Below are 24,187 nucleotides of genomic sequence, written 5' to 3' on the forward strand. Positions count from 1 at the left end.
TACTGGCGAACTCGCGACATGATGCCGACGCGGCGTAGCAGGAGTTGCACCTGGTCGATGAGTTCCGGGTTCACCAGGTCGAGCACCATACCGCCGGTGGTCGAACACCCGTCTCCGCGGAACAATCCAGCCAATAGCCCACGCTGGAATTCGTCGTCGGCGGTCAGGACCTCGTGCGATAAGCGCTTCTGGTGATAACCGGTACCGACCAACGAAAGGAACAGCGAAGCCACCACCTTGCTGTTGCAAATCATGCGCACGGAGCGGTCCGACACACTTTGGTGGACGGCCAAATCTGCCGCGAAGACTCGCTTGAAGGCTGCACCCAACTCGTGCTGGTACTCGAGTTCGTGCGAACCGAGCGTGAAGTGGATGCCGTTGGGCGTCTTCATGCTGTCCGGCCCAGACCTCTTGGAGATGTGCCCTTCAGCCATGTACCAGCCGAGGATGAGCCCGAGGTCATAGGACTCCTCAACGTAGCGATTCACCGACACGAACTTGATGCGGTGACGCTGTTTGCTCCGGTGCTTCAGATCAATGTTCACCTTGTGGATGAGACCGTCGACCTCTTCGTATTGACCCTCGCCGACGTACTGCATCAGGTCATAGACCCGCCTAGAACGTGCCTCCAACGGCGCCGCCGTCACGATGAAATCTGTGGGACGAATGTCTTTGGCAGCCAACCACACGAAGCCATTGAACGGATCGGCGCCATCACCGTCGATCAGTGTCTGCACATCCCGCGTCGTCCATACAAGGATCGGATGCTCCGGGGTGCACAGGATCGGCTGCCTATGACCGAAGTGCGAAATCTGAACCAACGGCTGGTCATTCGGGTTTTCGATGACCGACTCGACAACGGAGAATGAACCGTCGTGCGACAGCACCCGGTCACCAGCGCGCAAAGACTCAATCGCCTGGGGCCCTTCGGGGGTATCCACCGGCGTTCCAGCCGGAAAGCACGAGACTGGCTCTCCCCGTTGCTTTTTCCCCGAATTCAGGAACGTCGGGGTGGCCGGCTGGAACCGGCCGTCAATGATCTCGTCCACCAGCTTTTCGGCCAGGGCAGTGTCACCGGCCGCAAGGGTGAGCGAGACCATGACGACACGGTCCTCGAAGCGCTCCAGGTAGCGCTTTCCGTCGAAGGTCTTCAGCGTGTAGGACGTGTAGTACTTGAACGCACCCAGGAAGGTCGGGAAGCGAAACTTCTTGGCGTAAGCCCGGTCCAGCAGCGTCTTGACGAAGTTTCGCGAGTACTGGTCGAGTACCTCACGCTCGTAGTAGTTCTCCCGGATCAGGTAATCGAGCTTCTCGTCCTGATTGTGGAAGAAGACGGTGTTCTGGTTGACGTGCTCGAGGAAGTACTGACGGGCGGCCAGCACGTCCTTGTCGAACTGAATCTTGCCGTCCGCGTCGTACAGATTCAGCCGCGCGTTGAGCGCGTGGTAGTCCGTTTCGTCCGGCACACCGTGCGTGCCGGCGATTACAGGCTCTGCAGTGACGGTTGGTGGCACGTCTGTTCCTTCCAGAATTGAGCCAGGCCCGCACGAACGGCGTCGACGTCGTCCTCGGTACCCATCAGTTCGAAGCGATACAGATACGGAACACCGCATTTGCGCGAGACCACATTGCCCGCGTAGGCGAATTCCGCACCGAAGTTGTTGTTCCCCGCGGCGATGACGCCACGGATCAGTGAGCGGTTGTGCTCGTTGTTCAAAAAGGCGATGACCTGCTTGGGGACGTATCCGCCATCGTTGATGTCCGGAGTCGCCCGGCCGCCTCCGTACGTGGGCAGGACCAACACGTACGGGTCGTCGACTTCGATGCGGTCATGCAGCGGTATCCGCGTGGCGGGAACACCCAGCTTCTGGACGAAGCGGTGGGTGTTCTCCGACACGGAGGAGAAATACACCAGGTTGCGCGAGATCACCGCAACCTCCCTTACCTGATTGCTACCGCACTAGGCGCTCATCGCGGATTCGGAGAGCGCCTTGATGCGATCGGGACGGAAACCGGACCAGTGCGCGTTGTCTGCGACCACCACAGGCGCCTGCAGGTAGCCCAGAGCCATCACGTAGTCGCGCGCCTCGGGGTCGAGGGTGATGTCGACCTTCTGATACGCGATGCCCTGCTTGTCCAGCGCCTTGTAGGTGGCGACGCACTGCACGCATGCTGGCTTGCTGTAGACGGTGATGCTCATGGCGTACCGCTCCTTTGCGGAAGTGGGAAGTTACGGGACTGGCAACGACTGTGTGGTGGGTCCGCGCTATGTTCAGCGCCCCGGAAGGGCCCCAGATTCCCGATTTGCGGCACCATGTCGATCGACCTGGTCATACCGATTTCCGGGAAGCTCATCGTGCCCCGCTTGGCCGGTCGGGACTGGTGAACCTGGGTTCTGCCGGTCCACCGAACACTACACCTAGGGGGTCGGGACGTGAAGAGATACAAGATGTTCTGAATGACATTCCTGAAATTCCCAGGTAGTAAGCCTGTCATTCGTGTCGCATCGGCGTGTCGCAGATCACAACCTGCCCAGTAGGTGTACATGTGCTCAGGTTTAGCACCGGGCACCGACAAATCCCCTCGGCCCAGCGAGGCCGCCGAATGCCAGCAAAGCCGCCGACGAACCCGCCGACGGCTCTGAGGGCCTGCTCAGCCGGCCTCGGCAGCCAGCTTTCCGACGACGTCCCGCACGTTGTCGGTCAGCTCGGCGCTGCGCGCCGGCGGTTGACCGCCCAAAGTCTGGAACGGCACCGAGAGTTTGATCTCGTCGATGACCCGGGCGCCGGCGATTCCAAACGACTTGCGCGTGTCGTCGTGCGCCCACACCCCGCCGTACCGACCCAGCGAGCCGCCGATGACCGCCAACGGCTTACCCTTCAGCGCGCCGTCGCCGAACGGTCGGGATAACCAATCGATCGCGTTCTTGAGCACCGCCGGGATCGTTCCGTTGTTCTCTGGAGTGACCACCAAGGCGGCGTGGGCGCTGGCTGCCGCGGCACGCAACGCCGCCACCTCCGACGGTTCCTCGACGTCCGAACCGACCCCGGGGTCGAGGTCCTCGTTGTAGAAGGGCACTTCTCCCAGCCCGTCGAACACGGTGACGGTGACACCCGCGGGCGCTACCTCGGCGGCCAGTTCGGCGATCTGGCGGTTGATCGAGCCTGCGCGCAGACTTCCCACCAGTGCCAGGATCTTGGTTTCGGTCACTTTTTCGTCCCTCTCGGTTAGCCGGTCTACATCTTCGCATGAGATAAGTGGACTATGGTCCGTTTTATTCCTGCGGAGTTACAGTGCATAGGTGAGCGAAATCCAGCTGGGTGTGCCTGCTGCTGGAATCCGCCTGCAAGAAACCGCCCTTCCCGAGCGAAGTGACGCCGCCCGCAACCGGGCGCTGCTGCTGGAAGCGGCGCGCAACTTAGTGGCAGAACGCGGTGCCGAGGCCGTCACCACCGACGACATCGCCGCCGCCGCCGGCGTGGGCAAAGGAACTTTGTTTCGGCGGTTCGGCAGCCGAGCCGGCCTGATGATGGTGCTGCTCGACGAAGACGAAAAGGCGAACCAGCAGGCCTTTCTGTTCGGGCCCCCGCCGCTGGGCCCCGATGCGCCGCCACTGGATCGGCTGATTGCGTTCGGCCGGGAACGCATCTGCTTTGCACATACCCATCACGAGCTGCTGTCGGCCGCCAACCGCGATCCGCACACCCGACACCAGGGCGCCGCCGCTGTACAACGCCGGCACGTGCGGGTACTGCTGCAATCGGCACACACCACGGGCGATCTCGAGGTGCAAACCGATGCGCTGCTGGCGTTGCTCGACGTCGACTACGTCGAGCATCAACTCAACGAGGGCGGGCATACCGAAGAAACGCTGAGCGCGGCGTGGGCAAGCTTGGCCCGCAAGTTGTGTGGGCGGTGAGTCACACCTGGGTCCTGCACGTCGACCTCGACCAGTTCCTAGCCTCGGTCGAGTTGCGCCGCCACCCCGAATTGGCCGGGTTGCCGGTGATCGTGGGCGGCAGCGGCGACCCAGCGGAACCGCGCAAGGTCGTCACGTGCGCCTCCTATGAGGCACGCGAGTTCGGGGTGCACGCGGGCATGCCCCTACGCATCGCGGTGCGCCGCTGCCCGGACGCGACGTTCCTGGCCTCGGATCCCGCCGCCTACGACGCGGCCTCCGAACAGGTGATGGGGTTACTGCGCGACCTGGGACATCCGGTCGAGGTCTGGGGTTGGGACGAGGCGTATGTCGGAGTGCCCGGTGACCGGGGACCAATCGAGGTCGCCGAACGGATCCGCACGGTCGTCGCAATCCTGACCGGACTGTCCTGTTCGGTAGGGATCAGCGACAACAAGCAGCGCGCCAAAGTCGCCACCGGCTTCGCCAAGCCGGCCGGAGTTTTTCAGCTCACCGACGCCAACTGGATGACGCTGATGGCCGACCGTCCGGTGGACGCACTCTGGGGTGTCGGGCCTAAGACAGCGAAAAAGCTTGCTGCCCTTGACATCACCACGGTCCATCAGCTCGCACACACTGACGCGGAGCTGTTGACGTCGGCGTTCGGACCACGCACCGGCCTGTGGCTGTTGCTATTGGCCAAGGGTGGCGGCGACACCGAGGTGAGTGCCGAACCGTGGGTACCACGCTCCCGCAGTCATGTGATCACGTTCCCGCACGATCTTACCGACCGGACCGAAATGGGTTCAGCCGTCACGCAATTGGCCCTTCAAGCACTCGGCGAGGTGGTGGACGCCGGCCGCATCGTGACCCGCGTCGCGGTGACGGTGCGCACGTCAACGTTCTTCACCCGCACCAAGATCCGCAAACTCGACGCGCCGAGCACCGATGCCGAGGTCATCACGGCGACGGCCCTGCGCATCCTGGATCTGTTCGAGTTGGACCGCCCGGTCCGGCTGCTCGGAGTACGCCTAGAACTCGAGATGCCTTCTTAACGCTGTAGTTTCGGCGGTGCGGGCCGCAATGCGCGGGTGAAGATCGCATTGGCCTGGCGCATCGCCACGCTGTAGGGCCACCAGGCCAGCCGCTTGAACGCATAGAGGGCGCGGATGTCTTGCGAGGTGTAGATCAAATAACGGTTCTTGGCCACCCCGGCCAATATCTTCTCCGCGGCGCGCTCCGGCGAGACGGCGTGACCGCTGAATCGGTCCACCCAGCGGGCCACCTGCGGGTCTTCGCGATCTACACCGGCGATCTCGACCGTGTTGACCAACGGAGTCTTCACCGCGCCCGGCACCACGACCGACACCCCGATCCGATGGCGAGCGAGGTCGAAGCGCAGCACCTCAGAGAGCCCGCGCAGTCCGTACTTGCTGGCGCTGTAGGCGGCATGCCAGGGCAGCGCGACTATCCCGGCCGCGGAGGACACGTTGACCACGTGCCCGCCCCGGCGTGCCGCGACCATCTGTGGGACGAAAGATTCGATGACGTGGATCGGACCCATCAGGTTGATTGAAACCATCTTGGTCCACTGCTCGTGAGACAGGCGGTCGACGGTTCCCCACGCCGAAACGCCGGCGATGTTGAGCACGACATCCATGCTGGTATGTGCGGCGTGGATGTCGGCGGCGAAGGCGGCCACCTGCTCGTAGTCAGAGATGTCCAATGCGCGGTGCGCTGGCACCTGAGCTCCCAGCGCCTGCGCGTCGGCCACGGTCTGCGCCAACCCCTCCGCGTCGCGGTCGGTCAGATAGAGTTCGGCCCCTTGGGCCGCCAACCGTAACGCCGTGGCACGGCCGATGCCGCTGGCCGCGCCCGTCACAAAACACCGCTTTCCCGCGAAATACCGCCCGGAATTGTTCTGCGCCATGGACGTGACCATACCGGCGGGCCTTTACGACGAGGCCGCTACGGCACGCCGAGGCCCGAATCGCCCCGCAAGCTGGTCTATCGGGCCGGACCGCCCCATAGCGCGTTGAGCCACAGTTGCTCGAGCACCCGCACCCGACGGTCCAGATCGCTGTCGCGTCCGACCAGCAGCGCGTCGCCGGTCAGCATCAGCGCGGTGGTCCCGGCCAGCGTCCGGATCAGGGTCGGGAGGTCGTCGCTGATTGGCTGTGCGGTCCCGGCCGCCACCTCTGCGTCGACGATGCTGACAATCTGTCCGAGTACCACCTCGAACTGGCGATCGAGGATCTCGCGGATCTCGATATCGCTGTGGCGCGCCGCATTACACGCGTTCATCACCGGGTCGTTGTGCGCGTACACGGCGGCCGCACTGCCGACCATCCGCGTGGCGAACTGCTCCGGCGACTCCCCGGGCTGGCGGGGAGCGAAGTACTGGGTCAACTCCTCGAGCTCTTCGGCTGCCTCGGCCAGGATCTGGGCCAGCACCGAATATTTGGAGTCGAAATAGAAGTAGAAGCCCGATCGGGCGACTCCGGCGCGAAGACTGATCGTGCTCACCGAAAGCTCGGAGAACGGACTTTCTTCGAGCAGATCACGCACCGCCTGCATGATCGCTACCCGATGCTTGTCGCCACGGCGACGCAGCGCCGGCGCTGCGCTTTCGTCGTTGGCAGCCTGGCTAGGCACTTGTGCTCACGCTTCGACCCTGCACCAGACCAATTCAAAAAGAAAACTTGACAGGCGTCAAGTTTGTCCGAAACTATTGAGAATAGTGACGGTTACCACAACCGGTTAGGAGCGCGCGTCAATGACGACGACTATCAGCACCCCCGAATATCTCCTTGACCAGGCGCGACGTCGATTCACCCCGTCGTTCAACAACTTCCCCGGCATGGGCCTGGTCGAACGCAAGTTACGCACCACCCAATTCCCGGAAAAGACGCTCGCCGATCCCCCGCCGGGCAGCGGGCTCAAGCCGGTCGTCGGCGACGCGGGCCTACCGATCCTGGGTCACCTGATCGAAATGCTGCGCGGCGGCCCGGACTATCTGATGTTTCTCTACGAGACCAAGGGCCCGCTGATCTTCGGCGACTCGCCGTTCCTCCCGTTCGTCACGGCGCTGGGTCCAGACGCCGCCCAAGCCATCTACTCCAACCGCAACAAGGACTTTTCCCAGCAGGGCTGGGTCCCCGTCATCGGCCCGTTCTTCCACCGCGGACTGATGCTGCTCGATTTCGAAGAGCACATGTTCCACCGCCGCATCATGCAGGAAGCCTTCATCCGGTCCCGGTTGGTCGGCTACCTGGAACACATCGACCAGGTGGTGACGCACGTCATCAGCGACGACTGGCCGACGAACGACCCGCGCTTCCTGCTGTATCCGGCGATGAAGGAGATGACACTCGACATCGCCTCGATGGTGTTCATGGGACACGAGCCCGGCAGCGATCGTGAGCTGGTCACCAAAGTAAACAAGGCATTCACGACCACCACCCGCGCCGGCAACGCGGTCATCCGCACCGGTGTGCCACCGTTCACCTGGTGGCGCGGCCTCAAGGCGCGGGAACTGCTGGAGAAGTATTTCGCCGAGCGGGTCAAGGAGCGGCGCGGCAAGGACGGCAACGACCTCCTGACGGTCTTGTGCCAAACCGAAGACGAGGACGGTAACCGGTTCTCCGACGAAGACGTCATCAACCACATGATCTTCCTGATGATGGCGGCGCACGATACCTCGACATCGACGGCCACGACGATGATCTACCACCTGGCCGCTCATCCGGAGTGGCAACAACGCTGCCGCGACGAATCGGACCGCCTTGGCGACGGGCCGCTGGACATCGAGTCGCTGGAGAAGCTGGAATCACTCGACCTGGTGATGAACGAGTCGATCCGCTTGGTGACGCCCGTCCAGTGGGCGATGCGGCGAACGGTGCGCGACACCGAGCTGCTGGGCTACTACCTACCCGAGGGCACCAACATCACGGCCTTCCCCGGGATGAACCATCGTCTGCCCGAGATCTGGACGGACCCAATGAAATTCGACCCGGAGCGATTCACCGAGCCGCGCAATGAACACAAGCGTCACCGGTATGCGTTCACGCCGTTCGGCGGCGGCGCACACAAGTGCATCGGGATGGTGTTCGGGCAGCTGGAAGTCAAGACAATCCTGCACCGACTGTTGCGTCGCTACCGGCTCGAACTGCCGCGGCCCGACTACAAGCCGCGCTGGGACTACGGCGGCATGCCCGTCCCGATGGACGGCATGCACATTGTGCTGCGCCCGCTGTAGTACGCCGAGCGCCCATTCGCAATCGGGATGCGCCACAACAGTGGTTACTCCGCTGCGCAGGTGACCTAGTTTTCCCAGGCCAGCAGGCGGTTTGCGCGCGCGACGCTCGCGCGAACGTGGACAGCGTCGAATCCTGGGCCGTCTAACTAACGCTCGTCGTTATTCAGCTCCCCTGTCGCGCCGATTCGGCGTTGCGTATCAAGGATCCACCAAGGCGTAAATGGCACGGTCTTGCGTCAAGCGTCGGAACCCTCGAGCGTCAGACAAGAGAGAAGTGCCATGAGCAAAATCCCTGAGAGATCAGGCAAGACCAACACATACGCTGCCGCCGTCACGGCCGCGTTGACCCTGGGGCTATTTACCACGGTCTTGGCACCTGGCGCCGCGACGGCAGCACCGTCCGGCTCACTACCGGACCTGGTCGCTGGGACAAGGTATTCCAAACCCATCGATGTCGGCGAGTCCGCCACGATTCCGATCGTGGTCGAGAACCAGGGCAAGGGCGCCACTGGTGCCAACGGGATTGACCTTGACCTACAGATAAACCTCGGCCCCGGCCTGGGACTGCTAGACCTGCAGCCCACAGCCGGCCAGGGCTGGTACTGCTCCAACCCGGTGCGTAGCGGTGACAATGGTGCGACGAAGACGAACTGCTCCTCGATCAAGCCGCTCCAACCCGGTCAAACCAAGACGATCAAGCTTCGAGTGCACGGCGAGACGAACCAAAAGGCAAGCGCCTTTTGGCTGGTCCTCGCCGTTGATTCAAAACACCGCATTACGGAGTCGAACGAGGCCAACAACGACGACCTCACTTACTACTAGTGCCGCGTGTCTGAAGCGATTCACAAGACCCACTCAGGTCGTCCGCGTCGGCTGGATCGGCTGCTATGCGCCAGGCTGCGGCAAGTTCATTGCGCGGCACGGTAATCAAATGCAGTGAGTTCATGGCAAAACGCCACGCCACAGACGGCACCGGCGTTAGCATCCTGATAGCGGTGAAAATCGCGACAAGGGTGAATCCAGCAAACGAAGGGCACGGCCGATGAGTGCGAAAAAGACCGGTCGGGGGATGCAGTCACTTCGCGTTCTGGTTGCGGTGTTGGCCGCGGCGCTGGCCGTGGCCTCAGCGGGTTGTGCGGCGGAACGCGCTGTCGATCCGATGACTGAGTACACCCAGTAGGCCGGATCACCCAAGCGTCGGGGGATCCCGCTGGGGGCCGCTGATAACACAGTGGTTCCCAGCGGGATGACGCTTGCCTAGCAAACAAATGGCGCGTTCTTCGAAGGCCTCCACTTCAGTCGCCAAGGCGTCCTTCGAAATTTCTATGCATTAGCCAGAAACGGCTCCGTAGTCACTGCACGGCGATACCATCACAGGCACCAAATTCGCCGCAATCGAGCACGCTCACGAAACAAGTTTGGAAAGGCAAGGCCAATGCGCACCAGGAACAAGACAGTACAGGTAATCGGCGCGATCATATTGGCGGCCTTCGCGGTGTTCGCGGTGGGCTGCCAAAAGGATTTCAGTGTCGACCCAACAGGCCCCGGCTTCGAGAACCCGAGCGGCTCGCGGTAGGTAATCGCTCGCTAACGAACTAGCGCGGCAGCTGCACGACCGGCCCACCCGCCGAGTCGTGGCTTTGGCGTATCCCCGTTTATCCGTGAATTCCATTGTGCCCCAATAATTTTGACGCTGGTGCCATCTTCCGGAGCGTCAATTAAGCGGCTACTGTGACACAGGTAACACCTGCCCCGGCGGACTCTGCCACCGGCGGATGCCACCGGCGCATTACCTACCAAAGGAGGCCACGACCGTGAGCGCGACGAGCAAAGTGAACCAGGCAGCCAAAATCGTGGGCGCTGTGTTGATTGCGGCGTTCGCCATTGCGTCGGCTGGATGTGCACCGAGTCCAGCTCCTCCGCCTGCGGTCGGGCCGGTAGTGCCGCCAAGTGAAAACCCGCTGCCGCCGCAATAACTGACGCGCCCGCGGTGGGCCCGGCCCGTCAGGATTCCTGGGACGGGCCCAACCGCAGGTACGCCTGAATGGTGGTGCCGTTCGCGGTGGTGTGCGTCCGGACCAGATCCGCCATCGCGTTGACCAGGAACAGGCCCCGGCTCGCGGTCGCGTGCGCACCCGGACGCCGGAATCCGACAAACGGATCTTCGAGCCGTCCGGCGTCGCGAGCCTCGCAGACCAGATGCTCGTTGTGCCGCCAGAAGGCCAAGTGGCAGGAGCCACCGGTGTACTGCAGGCTATTGCTGGCCAGTTCGGTGGCAATCATCTGCAGGTCGTCCAACCCGTCCTTGGACAGTCCGACCCAGCCGGCATAGTCGGCGGCGAACGACCTGGCAGGACGTAGGTCGGCGCCGTCGCGAACCGTGTACCTCACAGCTCCGGGGTTGGGCGGAAGGGGTTGATTGCAGCGCGCCAGGACCTCATCGGGTGCGTAGTCGACGCTGGGATAGGCCGATCCACCTTTCCACAGCAAAGGGTGCGAACTACGCGCCCCGGCCAGCACATCATCGGTCAAATGGGTCGCGTCGTATAGGCACAGGCCCATCACGTTGCAATTCTTGAGCGCTCCGTTCACTAGCGCCTCATGCTCCAAACACGCCAGACGCTCATCGGCGGTACGCTCCGGCCAGACCAGCTGAGTCACCATCCGAACACTTTGACCGGGATGTTTCTCGACGAAAGCAGTCTGCATTGCCAGCAGCCGACTTGGGTTGCGAGCGACTTCGGTGATGTCGATCAGACGCAGTTCGGCGTCCGAGCCGGCCCGTGCGGTGCACAGTGCCGGACCCAACATCGCTAGCCGGTCACCGGGCACCGCGACCAACAGCGGCTCGTCGACAGCAAAGCCGTCGGCGGCAAACCGGACCACGAAATCCAGATACTCACGCTCGGATTGGTAGAACAACGCGGAATGAACGAAGCCTCGCTGCCCGATCTCCGTGCTCGTGGTCATGTGGGCTCCTGCTACCTGACAGTGCCGACACGCCTCTGTACCGGACACGCTTCGAGTATCCCTGTACCCCGGAAAAGGATTTGCTATGCGCGCGCTTTGACATTTACGCGTGTCGTTTTCACAGCCACCACGACGCGGCGGCGTCCAAGTGGCGCCGGGTCCGATAGCGGGCCAGGCTGTCGTCGCCGGATCCGATCGCTTCGAGGATGCGCAAGTGCGCGTGTTCGACGGCCACGACGTCGTTCCATGTCAGTTCGGTTTGCCCGGTGGTGGACCAGTGCCGCCGGAAAAGCTCGACGATGATGCGCAGGAATAGGTCCAGTAGCGCATTGCCGGCCAGTTGCGCCAGACCGACGTGGAAACGGAACTCTTCGACCGCGGCGTTGTGCACATCCTCGGCGGTCTGGTCGGGAGCGTAGGTCCAGCGCCGCGGATCCAGAAAGGCTGACACCTCCGGCTCCTCACGACGCTTGACGACTTTGACGACGTTGTCGATCTCGATGGCATCCCGCACGCAGCGCAGGTCCTCGCGACTCGGGTTGCGGTACTGCAGGTAGAGCGCGATGGTGTCGATACTGGCCTGCGCCTGGGGTTTGGTGACAATCAGCCCTCCGCCGGGTCCCCGGCGCATGCGCGCGACCTCGTGGTATTCAAGCAGCCGCACCGCTTCCCGCAGTGCTGCCCGGCTCACCCGGTAGCGCTCCAGCAGCGCGGTCTCGGTGCCAAAAACGGAGCCCACCTGCCAGCCGCTGGCAGCGATGTCGTCGGCGATGTTGGCCGCCAACACTTCGGCGAGCTTTCCGCGCGGCGCCTCGGCGGTGAGCCGAGCGCGCTTGCCCGCCGAGCCGGATCTGGCCCCCGTGGGGTCGTGGTGCTCAACCAGCCAGGCCGTCACATTCTCCACGTGTCGCTCGCTCAACGTTTTCGCCCGTGCCGAATCACCGGCAGTCACGGCCGCGACGATGTCTGCGTGGGCGCCACTCATCTGGTGGGCGGCCCGCGTCGCGTCGTCTACCGAGTCCGTCCGCGAGGCGCGGGCATACCGCTTGGTCAGCCTCATCAGCACATCGATAAATAGTTGCAGCACAGGATTTCTCGATTGCTCGGCCAGCGCAATGTGGAACTCGTCGCGGGGCGCGGGCAGGCCCGGCCGCCAATTCTCTTCCGACTGCAACACCGCTCGGAGCCGGGCGATCCCGGCTTCGTCGATGTGTTCGGCGGCCAGGGATGCCGCCAGGGGCTCGAGCACCAACCGGGCATTCAGCAGGTCGGCCAGGGTGGTGCCCAGGTACTCGAGATAGATGACGACAGCGCGGGTAGCCGGGCCCGCGTCGGGTTCACAAATGAGTAGTCCGCCGTTGGGTCCGCGCCGCATCCGGGCGACCTGATGGTGTTCGACGAGCCGGACGGCTTCGCGCAGCACCGACCGGCTCGCTCCATAGCGTTGTTGCAGAGCAGACTCCGACCCGAGCGATTCGCCGACCGCCCAGCCTCGGCGGACGATGTCGGCCTCGATCCGGCGGGCAATCTTCGCGGCCCGTTTATCCGCCCATGCGGTGTCCGGTTCGGTACTCACGGCCGCCTTTTCAGCATGTCAGGAGCATGCACCCCGCGACGGGACCGCCGCCCACAGAAACCACGCCGACCTCCGGACGTTGAGTTACCTGCCGCTGTCCCGCGTCGCCGCGCAGTTGCAGGCAGCCCTCGTGCAACGCCCAATAACCGTGCATCCGTCCCGCCGACAGTTGGCCACCATAGGTGTTGAGCGGCAGTTGCCCGTCGCGGGCGATGCGGCTTCCACCCTCGACGAACGGGCCGGCCTCGCCGTCGCGGCAGACACCGATGGCCTCCAGCCACGCCAGCGTGAGATAGGTGAAGCCGTCGTACAACTGGGCCAGGTCGATGTCCGTCGGGCTCAGATCGGTCCGGGACCACATCTGCGCCGTCGCATCCGACATCGCCATCTTCGGATAATCGGGCCGATGGAACCAGCCCCCGGCACCGTCGGAACCGCCGATCGCCTCGACCCGCACGGCGCGGTGCGGACAGTCTGCGGCGTACTCGGCGCGCGAAACCACCACGGCGACCGAACCGTCGATCGGCACGTCGCAGTCCAGGAGGCCAAACGGTGTCGACACGGGCCGCGCACCTAGATAGTCGTCCATGGTCATCGGATCGCGGTATACCGCAAGCGGATTCAACGCCGCGTTGCGACGGCCGTTGAGGGCAACCCAGCCCAGTTGCTCCTTGGTGGTGCCGTACAACTCCATGTGGCGCCGACAGTTGAGCGCCAACCAATTGGCCGCGGAGTAGGCGTGCGCCGCAACCAGGTCGTTAATGTCGTCCATGGCGCCGACGGCGGGCCGCTCCCCCTCGGGCGCGTCGAACATCCGGGCCAAAGGTGGTGCCGGAGCGTTCTTCTGCTGCGGCAAAACGGTGCCGCCCAGCATCTGGATGGTTCGGTAAATCACCACATGGCGCGCCCGACCCTCCGCGACGGCGCGACAGGCCGACATCACCGGACTCAACAGACCGCCGGTGCCGAATCCACTTCCGCAGTCGGCTGCGTCGATCTGTAGTTCGGCATTGACTTCGGCGGCGGGCGTGTCGCCCAGGGTTGCGATGCCGTCAATGTCAGCAGGCTGCAGGCCGGCATCATCGATGGCTGCCCGTACGGCCTCCATGGTCAAGTCCCGACCCGGGATGCCGGTGCGTCGACCGATCCGCGAAATGCCGATGCCCGACAGGATGGCGTCTTTCTCGAAGTACTTCATCTACACCGTCCGTAGTACCAACGCGTCATACAGCGAACAATTGAGTGTACTGTATTGGACGTGTCAGCTGAGCCTCTGCTTATCGACCACTGCGAACAGTGCGTGCGCTGGGTGCACCCGGCCGCCGGCGAATGCCGCGACTGCGGCGGACCGTTGACGGCCCAACCGGTGTCCGGGCGGGGGACGGTGTTCACCTATACGGTCAACCACCACCCCTATAACCCAGAGGTCCCGGTCCCCTACGTTATCGCCCTTGTCGAGCTCAGCGAACAGGACGGGCTGCGAGTTGCGGCCAATATCGTTGACTGCGAAGCGGATTCGGTGTGCTGCGGAATGCCCGTTACGCTGCGGCCCGAAAAAGGCAGCAGCGGCGCACCCCAATTCGCGCCCGCCTAGTTAATCAGCGGGTCACGCGGCATGCCAAGAATCCGCTCGGCAATCTGATTGCGGGTCACCTCCGAAGTGCCGCCGGCAATCGCCATGCCGCGGGCACCCATGACCATCCGTCCGGCCAGCGCGCCCGCACCATCTAGCAGCGCAGTTTCGGGACCGGCCAGCGCCGTCGCGATCGCGGCCCCCTCGATCATGTGGTCGGCCAACTTCAGTTTGGTGACGTTGCCTTCCGGGCCGGGCCCCGCTCCTTCGACGCTGCGGGCGGCGCGGCGCAGATTCAGCAACCGCAGCGCGTTCTCCTCGGCCAGATAGGTACCCACGCGCACGATCACGCCGGCCACCTCGTCGGAACGTTGTTGAGCCCCCGTCACCAACTGCGCTGCCAGGCCTTCATAGAACGATCCGCTGCCGCCGATGCTGACCCGCTCGTTGCCCAGCGTCGCGCGCGCTACCGTCCACCCGGAGTTGGGCGTTCCAACGACGTCCTCGTCAGGCACGAACAAGTCGTTGAAAAACACCTCGTTGAACTCCGCGCCGCCGGTCATCTGGCGCAGCGGACGCACCTCGACCTCGGGTGCTTTCATATCGACGATGACGGTGGTGATGCCTGCGTGCTTGGGCGCCTCCGGGTCGGTGCGCACAGTGGCCAGACCGCGCGCGCAGTATTGGGCCCCACTCGTCCAGACCTTCTGACCGTTGATTTTCCAACCGCCGTCGACCCGCGTCGCTTTGGTCTTGACCGACGCCGCGTCCGATCCCGCCTCGGGTTCGGAGAACAACTGGCACCAGATCTCGTCTTTGCGCAACGCCTTTTCGACGAATCTTTCGATCTGCCAGTCTGTTCCGTGCTGAATCAGGGTCAGGATGACCCAGCTGGTGATCCCGTAGTCCGGGCGCTTGATGCCCGCGGCGCGGAACTCCTCTTCGATGACCAGCTGTTCCACCGCGTCGGCGGCGCGGCCCCACGGCTTGGGCCAGTGCGGCATCACATAGCCCGTCTCGATCAACTTGTCGCGTTGCGGCTGCTTTTCCAGGGCGGCGAGTTCGGCAGCGTCAGAACGGATCTGAGTGCGCAGCTCGTCGGCTTCCGGCGGCAGATCCAAGCTGTTCTCCCGCACGACGCCGCCGGCAGTTAAGTCGAAGACATCGCGGGCCGGCGCATCGCCGCCTGCCACGGCCGAGCTCACCAACGCCCGACGCAGATGCAGATGCGCATCGTGCTCCCAGGTGAAGCCGATACCGCCGTGCACCTGGATGTTCAGTTCAGCGTTGCGCGCATAGGCGGGAAAGGCCAGCGTCGCGGCGACCGCCGCGACCAGACGGAACTGTTCCTCGTCCTCGGCTGCCGCACGCGCGGCGTCCCAGACCGAGGCGAGGGCAGATTCGGATGCGACCACCATGTTCGCGCAATGATGCTTTACCGCTTGGAAAGTCGCGATGGTGCGGCCAAATTGCTTGCGCACCTTGGCGTATTCGACCGCTGATTCCACACAATCGGCTGCCCCGCCGACTGCCTCGGCGGCGAGCAGCGTCCGCGCGCGGGCCAGAGCCGAGGCACGCGCCCCGGGCAGGATGTCGTCGTCGGTCACCTGCACGTTTTGCAGGCGAACCCGTCCGGAGCGCCGAGTGGGGTCCAAGTTGTCCGGCACCTCCACCGACACGCCGTCGCGACCGCGCTCGAGCACCACCACGTCCGCGCCGGCAACCAGTAGCAGCAACTCGCCTAGCCCGGCACCGAGGACGACTCCGGCGTCGCCATCGGCAACGCCGTCGGCCACCTGCACCCGGCCGCCTAAACCGACTGCGCCAGTAACAGTTCCATCGATGAGGCCCGGCAACAACCGCGCTTGCTGATCGGCTGTGCCGTCCTGGGCGATCACCGCGGACGCGATCACGGTCGGTAGGAACGGCCCGGGTGCCACCGCGCGGCCCAGTTCCTCGATCACCACCACCAGTTCGGGCAGTCCGTAGCCCGAGCCCCCGTGCGCCTCGTCGATGTGCAGACCAAGCCAGCCGAGTTCGACGATGCCCCCCCAGAACGCGGGCCGGCCCTCCTCGGGCGCATCGAGCAGCGACCGGGCCGCCGCGCGCGCTTTCTGTGCGGTCAAGAACCCGCGAGCTACCTCGGCGAGTTCGCGATGGTCGTCGGTCAGTGCGATACCCATGCGGGCCCTCCTCAAGGCGCTGCTGATTACACTAAAGAGTGTACTCAATGCGCCCTGGAGGGCCCGCCCGGGCGGGCCGGTTACTTGGGCGCGAACCGCTGCCCGGCGTCCAGCCGCAGGCACTGGCCGTTGAGCATCGGGTTGTCGACTATCGCGGCAACCAGCTTGGCGTACTCCTCGGGCCGGCCGAGCCGCTTGGGGAACGCCGCGTCCTTGGTCAGTGCCGCCGCGAACTCGTCGGGGATGCCCTGGGTCAATCCCGTGGCGAACAAACTGGGCGCGATGGCCAGCACCCGGATGCCCAGCGAGCCCAGGTCGCGCGCCATGGTCAGGCACATACCGGCGATGCCGGCCTTGGCTGCGGTATAGGCAACCTGGCCGATCTGCCCCTCGAACGCCGCAATCGAAGCGGTGTTGATGATGACGCCGCGCTCGTCGTCCTCCGGTTCGTTCTTGCTCATGTGCGCCGCCGCGAGCCGGCTGATGTTGAAGCTGGCGATCAGGTTGAGGTTCACCACCGACTGGAAGGACTCCAGATCGTGCGGACCGGTCTTGGTCATCGTCCGCTTCGCGATACCCCCACCGGCGGTGGTCACCGTGACATGCAGGCCGCCGAGATCATCGACCGCAGCCTGCAGGGCCTCCTCGGTGCCGGTGAAGTCAGTGACGTCGACCGGGTAGAACTTTCCGCCGACACCTTCGGCAACGGTCTTGCCGTCTGAGTTCTCCCGGTCGAACACCGCAACCTGCGCGCCACGCGCGTGCAGAAGTTCGGCGCTGGCACGTCCCATCCCCGAAGCGCCGCCGATGACGACGACCTTCTTTCCGCTGATCTCCACCCGAACCTCCGATTTCTAAGTTGTCACATTGCTAGTGATTTGTAACGTTAACCCGTCACCGTAGCGCGTCCGGCGTGCAGGGTTGTCGGTGCCTCATGACAAGCTCGATTCCGTGCTCCTTCTCGACGTAGCAAGCACATCGCTTAAGGTCGGCGCTACCTCCTCGCGCCTGGCCAAGGTCAGCCACATCGCCGATCTGCTGCGGCGTGCCGCCGGCGCCGGCGAACTTGTCGCGACCGTCGTGTCGTGGCTGTCCGGCGAGTTGCGGCAACGCCAGATCGGGGTCGGCTGGGCCGCGCTGCGCTCCCTCCCGCCCCCCGCATCGGATCCGGTGCTGACCGTAGGCGAGGTCGACGCCACATTCACCGAGATCGGCGGCGTCTGCGGCAAGGGCTCCCAGTCCCGCCGCGCGGGGTTGATCAACGGGTTGTTCGCCGCGGCCACCGAGACCGAGCAGACCTTTCTCGTGCGCCTGCTAAGCGGTGAGTTGCGCCAGGGCGCCCTGATCGGCGTCATGACCGACGCGGTTGCCAAAGCGGCGGGCATCCCCGCCGCCGCGGTCCAGCGGGCGGCCATGCTGGGCGGGGATCTGCCGGCGGTGGCCGCGACGGCATTAACCGGTGCCTCCCTCGACCAGTTCGCTCTGCAAGTCGGCCGGCCGGTCGGCCCGATGCTGGCCCAGACCGCGACCAGCGTCGCCGACGCGCTCGAAAAGCACAGCGGCACATCGATCTTCGAGGCGAAGCTGGATGGGGCACGAGTACAGATCCACCGGTCCGGCCGAAATGTCACCGTCTACACGCGCAGCCTGGACGATGTCACCGCGCGACTTCCCGAGGTGGTCGAAGCGACCCTTGCCTTGCCAGTTCGGGACCTGGTCGCCGACGGCGAGGCGATCGCGTTGCGTCCAGACAATCGTCCACACCGCTTCCAGGTCACCGCGTCGCGGTTCGGCCGATCCGTCGATGTAGCCAATGCTCGTGCCGCCCAGCCACTTTCGGTGTTCTTCTTCGACATCCTGCACCGCGACGGCGCCGACCTGCTCGACGCCCCAACCACCGAGCGACTGGCCGCCCTGGACTCACTGATCCCGCCGACCCAGCGAGTAGACCGGTTGACCACTTCCGATCCGTCGGCGGCGACGGCATTCCTGACTTCGACCCTGCGGGCCGGACACGAGGGGGTAATGGCCAAAGCGCCGGGCGCACCGTATCAAGCCGGCCGACGCGGAGCCGGTTGGCTCAAGATCAAACCGGTACACACCCTGGACCTGGTGGTGCTGGCAGTCGAGTGGGGTTCAGGCCGGCGCACCGGCAAGTTGTCCAACATCCACCTGGGTGCGCGCGACCCCGAGACCGGCAAATTCGTGATGGTGGGCAAGACATTCAAGGGCATGACGGACCGAATGCTGGCGTGGCAGACAGCCCGGTTCAGCGAGATCGCGGTCGGCGGCACGGACGGTTACGTCGTGCACGTCCGGCCAGAACAGGTGGTCGAGATAGCGCTGGACGGAGTGCAGGCCTCGACCCGCTACCCCGGCGGAGTGGCGCTGCGCTTTGCGCGCGTGGTGCGCTACCGCGACGACAAACGCCCCGACGAAGCCGACACCATCGACGCCGTTCGCGCCCTGTACTGATCCGGGAGCTGCGGCGCTAACGAGTATGCGACGCGACATGCCCGCCTGGCTTCAAGCGGTAAATTCACTCTGGCCAGTGACGTTGAGAAGGAGCCGCCGTGGCTGACCACAAGATTAGCTACGTGCGGACCGAGCCCGACCTGCCGCCGGTCGCCATCGTCGACCACTTCCCAATCACCGTGGGCCACCGGGTCTTCTTCGCTGTCGTCGCAGTAATTGGCGCGATCGCCTGGGCGGTGGTCGCATTCGCGCGCGGCGAGACGGTCAACGCGATCTGGTTCGTAGCCGCCGCAATCTGCACCTACATCGTGGCCTACCGCTTCTATGCGCGGTGGGTCGAAATGAAAATCGTTCGCCCGCGCGACGACCACGCCACCCCGGCCGAAGTTCTCGAAGACGGCACCGATTACGTGCCGACCGACCGGCGCGTACTGTTCGGGCACCATTTCGCCGCTATCGCCGGAGCGGGTCCGCTGGTCGGTCCGGTGCTTGCCGCCCAGATGGGGTACCTGCCGGGAACCATTTGGATCATCTTCGGGGCGGTGTTCGGCGGTTGCGTGCAGGACTACCTGGTGTTGTGGATGTCCACTCGTCGGCGAGGCAGATCGCTGGGCCAGATGGCACGCGACGAACTGGGAGTCGTCGGCGGCGCCGCCGCGCTCATCGGAGTGCTGGTCATCATGGTCATCCTCATCGCGGTGCTGGCGTTGATCGTCGTTCGGGCGCTGGCCCAGAGCCCGTGGGGTGTGTTCTCCATCGCGATGACCATCCCAATCGCTGTGTTCATGGGTTGCTACTTGCGTTTTCTGCGTCCCGGTCGGGTGACAGAGGTATCGGTGATCGGATTCGTACTGCTGCTGCTCGCGCTGGCATCCGGTAACTGGGTCGCCGAAACATCCTGGGGGGCAAGCTGGTTCAGTTTGTCCCCGGTTACGTTGTGTTGGTGTCTGGTCGGCTACGGCTTCGCGGCCTCGGTGCTGCCGGTGTGGCTGCTACTGGCTCCGCGCGACTATCTGTCGACCTTCATCAAGGTCGGGGCTATTGCTGTGCTGGCGATCGGGATCTGCATCGCGCAACCAGTCATGCAGGCACCCGCCATTTCCCAGTTCGCCACCAACGCCGACGGTCCGGTGTTCGCCGGCGCTCTGTTCCCGTTTCTGTTCATCACCATTGCCTGCGGCGCCCTATCCGGGTTCCACTCGCTGATTTCCTCGGGGACGACACCGAAACTGCTGGAGAAGGAAAGCCAGATGCGGCTGATCGGGTACGGCGGCATGATGACCGAGTCGTTCGTCGCCGTCATGGCGCTGATCACCGCCTCGATACTCGACCAGCATCTGTACTTTGCTCTCAACGCGCCAACCGCGCAGACCGGCGGCACCGCGGACACCGCCGCAACCTATGTCAACACGCTTGGCTTGTCCGGCGCGCCGGCCACCGCGGAGAAGATCAGTCAGGCAGCCACCAGCGTCGGCGAGCAATCAATCGTGTCGCGCACCGGCGGCGCACCGACGCTGGCATTCGGTATGGCCGAAGTACTGCACCGCGTGTTCGGTGGCGCCGACCTCAAGGCGTTCTGGTATCACTTCGCGATCATGTTCGAGGCGCTGTTCATCCTGACCACCCTGGATGCGGGCACCCGCGTCAACCGCTTCATGCTCTCCGACGCGCTGGGCAATCTCGGTGGTCCATTCGCCAAGTTGCGAAACCCGAGCTGGCGCCCTGGCGTATGGATGTGCAGCGTGGTGGTGGTCGCGCTGTGGGGTGGCATCCTGCTGATGGGTGTGACCGATCCGCTGGGTGGCATCAACACCCTGTTTCCGCTGTTCGGCATCGCCAACCAACTGCTGGCCGCGATCGCGCTGACTGTCATCACGGTGGTGGTCATCAAGAAAGGAATGCTGCGGTGGGCGTGGATCCCGGGCATACCACTGCTGTGGGATCTCGCTGTGACCATGACGGCGTCCTGGCAGAAGATCTTCTCCGGTGACCCGAAAGTGGGCTACTGGACGCAGCATTTCCAGTATTCGGCGGCGCGACAGGCCGGCAAGACCGCGTTCGTCTCGGCAACCAACCCGCGCCAGCTCGATGACGTCATCCGGAACACCTTCGTGCAAGGCACCCTGTCGGTGCTCTTCGCGACGGTCGTTCTCATCGTATTTGCCGCCGCAATTGTGGTGTCGGCCAAGGCAATTCGTGGGGTAGTGCACCCTACCACCGAGGACGAGCCGGTGGACTCCAACCGATTCGCCCCGTCCGGGTTGATTCCCACCGCGGCCGAACGCGACGTGCAAAAGCTGTGGGACGCCGCCCGGACACCCGCCGATAGCACCTAGAATCGGAACCGATGAGAGTCGGTATCGACTTCGGCACCACCCACACCGTCGCTGCGATTGTCGATCGCGGGAATTACCCGGTCGTCGCGTTCGACGGGGTGGACGCATGGCCGTCATTGATCGCCGCCAACGCCGCGGGCGAACTCAGGTTTGGCCTGGACGCCGCCGCAGTCCGCCACCAGCCGGGCTGGTCGGTGCTCCGGTCGTTCAAGCGCCTGCTGGGCGACGCCGGACCACACACCACAGTGAATTTGGCTGGACGCGAACACCGGTTGGCCGATCTGCTCACTGGCTTCCTCACACAGCTCAAGAGCGATCTCTGCCACCGCTCGAATGCCGGCGCCGCCGCGACCGAGCGCATCGAAGCCGCGATCAGTGTGCCCGCCAATTCCTCTAGCACCCAACGCTTTATGACGCTGGACGCCTTCGTGGCGGCGGGTTTCCAGGTGGTGGCATTGTTGAACGAACCCTCGGCCGCGGGGCTGGAATACGCCCACCGGTACCGTTCGACGATCACCGCCAAGCGCGAGTACGTATTGATCTACGACCTGGGTGGCGGCACCTTTGACGCGTCGCTGCTAAAGATGGCCGGGCACGTGAACGAAGTCGTGGTCAGCGAGGGCATCCAGCGGTTGGGCGGGGACGATTTCGACGACGCGATCGCACAGCTGGTCGTTGCCCAGTCGAAGCTGCCGCAGCTTGACGCGGAGAACTACGCGTTGTTGGTGGAGGAATGCGCCGCGCGCAAAGAGGCGGTCGGCCCGCAGACGCGCCGATTTCTCGTTGATCTGGCCACCCTCGACCCGGATCGGCCGCCATTCTTCTGCCCGATCGACGACGTCTACGCGGTCTGCGCACCGCTGGTCGACAAGACCAGCGAATTGCTCTCCCGGGTGCTGCACGACCCGGCCGGCGACGGCAAGGACGTCCCGTGGTCGGAGGTGGCCGGCATCTACGTGGTCGGCGGTGCGGGTAGTTTTCCGCTCGTTTCTCGCATGCTGCGGGCGGAGTTCGGCGAAAAGCGGGTCAAACGCTCACCGCACCCGTTCGCGGCGACAGCCATTGGCCTCGCGGTGTTTCTCGACACCGACGCCGGTTTTGTTCTCTCCGAACGATTTTCGCGACATTTCGGTGTGTTCCGCGAGGCGCAGGCCGGTTCTGACGTGATTTTCGACCCGATCGTCCCCAAGGACGCCTCGCTGCCCGCCGATGGCCGCACGCCGCTGGTGGTGAGCCGCACCTACCGTGCCGCGCACAACATCGGGCATTTCCGCTTCGTGGAATGCAGCCGGCTGGTCAATGGCCGTCCCGACGGAGATGTCACCCCGTATGACCCGGTGCTGTTTCCGTTCGACCCGTCCCTGCACGACCGGGATGATCTCGGCCGCCAACCGGTCGGAAGATGCAGCGACGGACCGCAGGTGGAGGAACGCTACGTCGTTGCCCCGAGCGGGGCGGTAGAAGTGACCCTTACGACGCAACCGGCCGGTTTCCGGCGCACTTTCCGTCTCGAACGGCGTGCCTGAAGCGATGGAACTCTACGACGCAATGCGCACCGCGTTCGCAGCGCGTGAATTCACCGACGACCCGCTGCCCGACGACGTCTTGTACCGCATCTTCGACAACGCCCGGTTCGCCCCGAGTGGCGGTAATCGCCAAGGCGCGCACGTGACCGTGGTCCGCGACGTCGAAATCCGCCGTCAGTTGGCCGAGCTCGGCGTGCTCGCCTCCCGTCGCTACTTCGCGCAGCTGAACGCAGGTGAATACCCTTGGAACACACTGCATCCCAGCCAGGTTCCGCAGAGCGTCATCGACGCGACCGATGTTCCCGAGGCGTTTATCGCACCTATCGCGAAGGCCCCCGTTGTGTTGGTAGTGTCCGTCGATTTAGGAGTTGTCGCGGCCATCGATCAGGATCTGGACCGAGTGGGCCTGGCCGCCGGCGCGTCGGTATACCCGCTGGTTTGGAACATCCTGCTGGCCGCTCGAAACGAGGGGTACGGAGGCACGATGACGACGATGGCCATTGCGCGCGAAGACCGCGTCCGGAATCTGTTGCGTATTCCAGACACGCACGCCGTCGCCGCGTTGGTGCCGCTGGGCAAACCCACTCGTCAGTTGACCAAGTTGCGTCGTCGGGCGGTCTCGGAGTTCGTCACCCAGGACCGTTTCGACGGCTCGGTCTTCGAGGACGGACGTGCCTCAAACCGCTTTCAAACCGCTTTCGTGACGCCCACGTAGGAGATCACCACGTCTGACTCGTCGGTCATGCGGGTCAGGGTCGCATACGAGCGGACGAACGACTGGCCCACGCAGCCGTCGATCTTCATGTGGAAATCGCTGATCATCACCCACGGATTAGCGCCCCTGAACTCTTTCCTGGCGACCGGCACCACCACGACGAATCCGGGCTTGAGTCCCACGCTGACCACCCCGCTGTAGGGGGTGGTGATCAGCGGCAGCAGCGCGGGGCCGTTGCCGACTCCCGGTCCCACCGGTAGCTGCGCGCCGAGGGACGGGGCCACTCCACCGCTGTTGGCGATCGTGACGCCGTTGGCGGTGCTCATGTCGATCCCGCAACCGATCTCGTAGCCGACCTCGAGCGAGCCGTGCGGTTCCGGCCCGACGACCGAGCCGACGAAGATCCCGCTGGACAGGTATTCGCGGGAGGACACCGCGGTGGTCAGCGGTGGGATCGGCAGTTGCCGCTCTTCTTTGGCGCCGAGGGCCAGGGTGTACCCGTCGGGCGTGGTCACCCGGGACGGGGGGTTGGAGGGCACCGCGCCGTTGTCTGGAACTACCGCGCCGGCAGGAGCCGCCGGCTCGGGCTCGGCGGCAGCGGGAGGCGCGATCGTGGCGAACCCTAGGCATACTGCGACAACCGCAGCACGGCGAACTACCGCGAAGATCGGCATCAC

The 24,187-nt window shown here is 64.4% G+C and carries 22 protein-coding genes; 10 read left to right on the forward strand and 12 right to left on the reverse strand.

Features of this window, described 5'->3' with window-relative positions:
• The 4 genes from A5634_RS06950 to A5634_RS06965 form a co-directional block, all read right to left on the reverse strand.
• Positions 1 to 1,514, reverse strand: a 1,514-nt coding sequence (locus tag A5634_RS06950; RefSeq protein WP_216638717.1) for a ribonucleotide reductase N-terminal alpha domain-containing protein, incomplete at its 3' end; no start/stop codon positions are given.
• Positions 1,484 to 1,930: a class Ib ribonucleoside-diphosphate reductase assembly flavoprotein NrdI gene (gene nrdI / locus A5634_RS06955; protein WP_065143330.1), complete on the reverse strand. Its 447-nt coding sequence runs from the start codon at positions 1,928 to 1,930 to the stop codon at positions 1,484 to 1,486. The genes nrdI and A5634_RS06950, both read right to left, overlap by 31 nt.
• A 30-nt stretch (positions 1,931 to 1,960) precedes the next feature.
• Entirely contained in the window at positions 1,961 to 2,200 is a 240-nt protein-coding gene (locus A5634_RS06960; RefSeq protein ID WP_065143331.1) for a redoxin NrdH, read from the reverse strand.
• A gap of 452 nt (positions 2,201 to 2,652) precedes the next feature.
• The gene (locus tag A5634_RS06965; RefSeq protein ID WP_081290246.1) at positions 2,653 to 3,210 is read right to left on the reverse strand and encodes an NAD(P)H-dependent oxidoreductase; all 558 of its coding nucleotides are present in this window, start codon (positions 3,208 to 3,210) and stop codon (positions 2,653 to 2,655) included.
• Between the two features lie 100 nt (positions 3,211 to 3,310).
• Here A5634_RS06965 and A5634_RS06970 point away from each other — a divergent pair, with 100 nt between their 5' ends.
• Together A5634_RS06970 and A5634_RS06975 are read left to right on the forward strand one after the other, a co-directional pair.
• On the forward strand, positions 3,311 to 3,919 hold the full coding sequence (locus A5634_RS06970) for a TetR/AcrR family transcriptional regulator (RefSeq protein WP_155769403.1): 609 nt from the start codon (positions 3,311 to 3,313) through the stop codon (positions 3,917 to 3,919).
• Entirely contained in the window at positions 3,916 to 4,953 is a 1,038-nt protein-coding gene (locus tag A5634_RS06975) for a DNA polymerase IV (RefSeq protein WP_065143405.1), read from the forward strand. Before A5634_RS06970 ends, A5634_RS06975 begins: the two co-directional genes overlap by 4 nt.
• Here A5634_RS06975 and A5634_RS06980 read toward each other — a convergent pair.
• Together A5634_RS06980 and A5634_RS06985 are read right to left on the reverse strand one after the other, a co-directional pair.
• Positions 4,950 to 5,828 (reverse strand): SDR family oxidoreductase, encoded by an 879-nt coding sequence (locus A5634_RS06980; protein WP_065143404.1) that lies wholly within the window; start codon positions 5,826 to 5,828, stop codon positions 4,950 to 4,952. The genes A5634_RS06975 and A5634_RS06980 overlap by 4 nt on opposite strands.
• A gap of 77 nt (positions 5,829 to 5,905) precedes the next feature.
• The gene (locus tag A5634_RS06985) at positions 5,906 to 6,553 is read right to left on the reverse strand and encodes a TetR/AcrR family transcriptional regulator (RefSeq protein WP_065143332.1); all 648 of its coding nucleotides are present in this window, start codon (positions 6,551 to 6,553) and stop codon (positions 5,906 to 5,908) included.
• A gap of 121 nt (positions 6,554 to 6,674) precedes the next feature.
• Between A5634_RS06985 and A5634_RS06990 the strand changes: the two genes are divergently transcribed.
• The 3 genes from A5634_RS06990 (at position 6,675) to A5634_RS28595 (ending at position 9,336) form a co-directional block, all read left to right on the forward strand.
• The gene (locus tag A5634_RS06990; RefSeq protein ID WP_065143333.1) at positions 6,675 to 8,156 is read left to right on the forward strand and encodes a cytochrome P450; all 1,482 of its coding nucleotides are present in this window, start codon (positions 6,675 to 6,677) and stop codon (positions 8,154 to 8,156) included.
• Positions 8,157 to 8,435: 279 nt separating this feature from the next.
• Positions 8,436 to 8,978 (forward strand): hypothetical protein, encoded by a 543-nt coding sequence (locus tag A5634_RS06995; RefSeq protein ID WP_065143334.1) that lies wholly within the window; start codon positions 8,436 to 8,438, stop codon positions 8,976 to 8,978.
• Positions 8,979 to 9,198: 220 nt separating this feature from the next.
• A complete protein-coding gene (locus A5634_RS28595) occupies positions 9,199 to 9,336 on the forward strand; it encodes a hypothetical protein (protein WP_172831643.1) in 138 nt (45 codons plus the stop codon).
• Between the two features lie 824 nt (positions 9,337 to 10,160).
• On the opposite strand, the gene A5634_RS07000 is transcribed toward A5634_RS28595, so the two are convergent.
• The 3 genes from A5634_RS07000 to A5634_RS07010 form a co-directional block, all read right to left on the reverse strand.
• A complete protein-coding gene (locus A5634_RS07000; protein ID WP_065143335.1) occupies positions 10,161 to 11,126 on the reverse strand; it encodes a sensor histidine kinase in 966 nt (321 codons plus the stop codon).
• A gap of 118 nt (positions 11,127 to 11,244) precedes the next feature.
• Positions 11,245 to 12,702, reverse strand: a complete 1,458-nt coding sequence (locus tag A5634_RS07005) for a FadR/GntR family transcriptional regulator (protein ID WP_065143336.1) — start codon at positions 12,700 to 12,702, stop codon at positions 11,245 to 11,247.
• Positions 12,703 to 12,712: 10 nt separating this feature from the next.
• Positions 12,713 to 13,900 carry a thiolase family protein gene (locus tag A5634_RS07010; RefSeq protein ID WP_065143337.1) on the reverse strand — a complete coding sequence of 396 codons (1,188 nt, stop codon included), beginning with the start codon at positions 13,898 to 13,900 and terminating at the stop codon, positions 12,713 to 12,715.
• Between the two features lie 60 nt (positions 13,901 to 13,960).
• On the opposite strand from A5634_RS07010, the gene A5634_RS07015 reads away from it, so the two are divergent.
• Entirely contained in the window at positions 13,961 to 14,296 is a 336-nt protein-coding gene (locus A5634_RS07015) for a Zn-ribbon domain-containing OB-fold protein (protein WP_065143338.1), read from the forward strand.
• On the opposite strand, the gene A5634_RS07020 is transcribed toward A5634_RS07015, so the two are convergent.
• Both A5634_RS07020 and A5634_RS07025 read right to left on the reverse strand, forming a co-directional pair.
• Positions 14,293 to 16,458, reverse strand: coding sequence for an acyl-CoA dehydrogenase (locus A5634_RS07020; RefSeq protein ID WP_065143339.1), 2,166 nt, complete (start codon positions 16,456 to 16,458; stop codon positions 14,293 to 14,295). The genes A5634_RS07015 and A5634_RS07020 overlap by 4 nt on opposite strands.
• Positions 16,459 to 16,538: 80 nt before the next feature.
• A complete protein-coding gene (locus A5634_RS07025) occupies positions 16,539 to 17,297 on the reverse strand; it encodes an SDR family NAD(P)-dependent oxidoreductase (RefSeq protein WP_065143340.1) in 759 nt (252 codons plus the stop codon).
• Positions 17,298 to 17,409: 112 nt separating this feature from the next.
• Here A5634_RS07025 and A5634_RS07030 point away from each other — a divergent pair, with 112 nt between their 5' ends.
• The 4 genes from A5634_RS07030 (at position 17,410) to A5634_RS07045 (ending at position 23,510) form a co-directional block, all read left to right on the forward strand.
• Complete coding sequence (locus tag A5634_RS07030; protein WP_065143407.1) at positions 17,410 to 18,933, forward strand: ATP-dependent DNA ligase; 1,524 nt, start codon at positions 17,410 to 17,412, stop codon at positions 18,931 to 18,933.
• Between the two features lie 98 nt (positions 18,934 to 19,031).
• Positions 19,032 to 21,269, forward strand: a complete 2,238-nt coding sequence (locus A5634_RS07035) for a carbon starvation CstA family protein (protein WP_065143341.1) — start codon at positions 19,032 to 19,034, stop codon at positions 21,267 to 21,269.
• An 11-nt stretch (positions 21,270 to 21,280) separates the two neighbouring features.
• Positions 21,281 to 22,795 carry an Hsp70 family protein gene (locus A5634_RS07040; protein WP_065143342.1) on the forward strand — a complete coding sequence of 505 codons (1,515 nt, stop codon included), beginning with the start codon at positions 21,281 to 21,283 and terminating at the stop codon, positions 22,793 to 22,795.
• 4 nt (positions 22,796 to 22,799) lie between these two features.
• Positions 22,800 to 23,510, forward strand: a complete 711-nt coding sequence (locus tag A5634_RS07045; RefSeq protein WP_065143343.1) for a nitroreductase family protein — start codon at positions 22,800 to 22,802, stop codon at positions 23,508 to 23,510.
• Here A5634_RS07045 and A5634_RS07050 read toward each other — a convergent pair.
• Positions 23,483 to 24,184 (reverse strand): MspA family porin, encoded by a 702-nt coding sequence (locus A5634_RS07050; protein WP_172831650.1) that lies wholly within the window; start codon positions 24,182 to 24,184, stop codon positions 23,483 to 23,485. The two genes, A5634_RS07045 and A5634_RS07050, sit on opposite strands and share 28 nt — an antisense overlap.
• Positions 24,185 to 24,187 lie beyond the last annotated feature (3 nt).

The sequence above is a fragment of the Mycobacterium asiaticum genome, assembly GCF_001673365.1.
GTDB classification, from domain to species: domain Bacteria; phylum Actinomycetota; class Actinomycetes; order Mycobacteriales; family Mycobacteriaceae; genus Mycobacterium; species Mycobacterium asiaticum_A.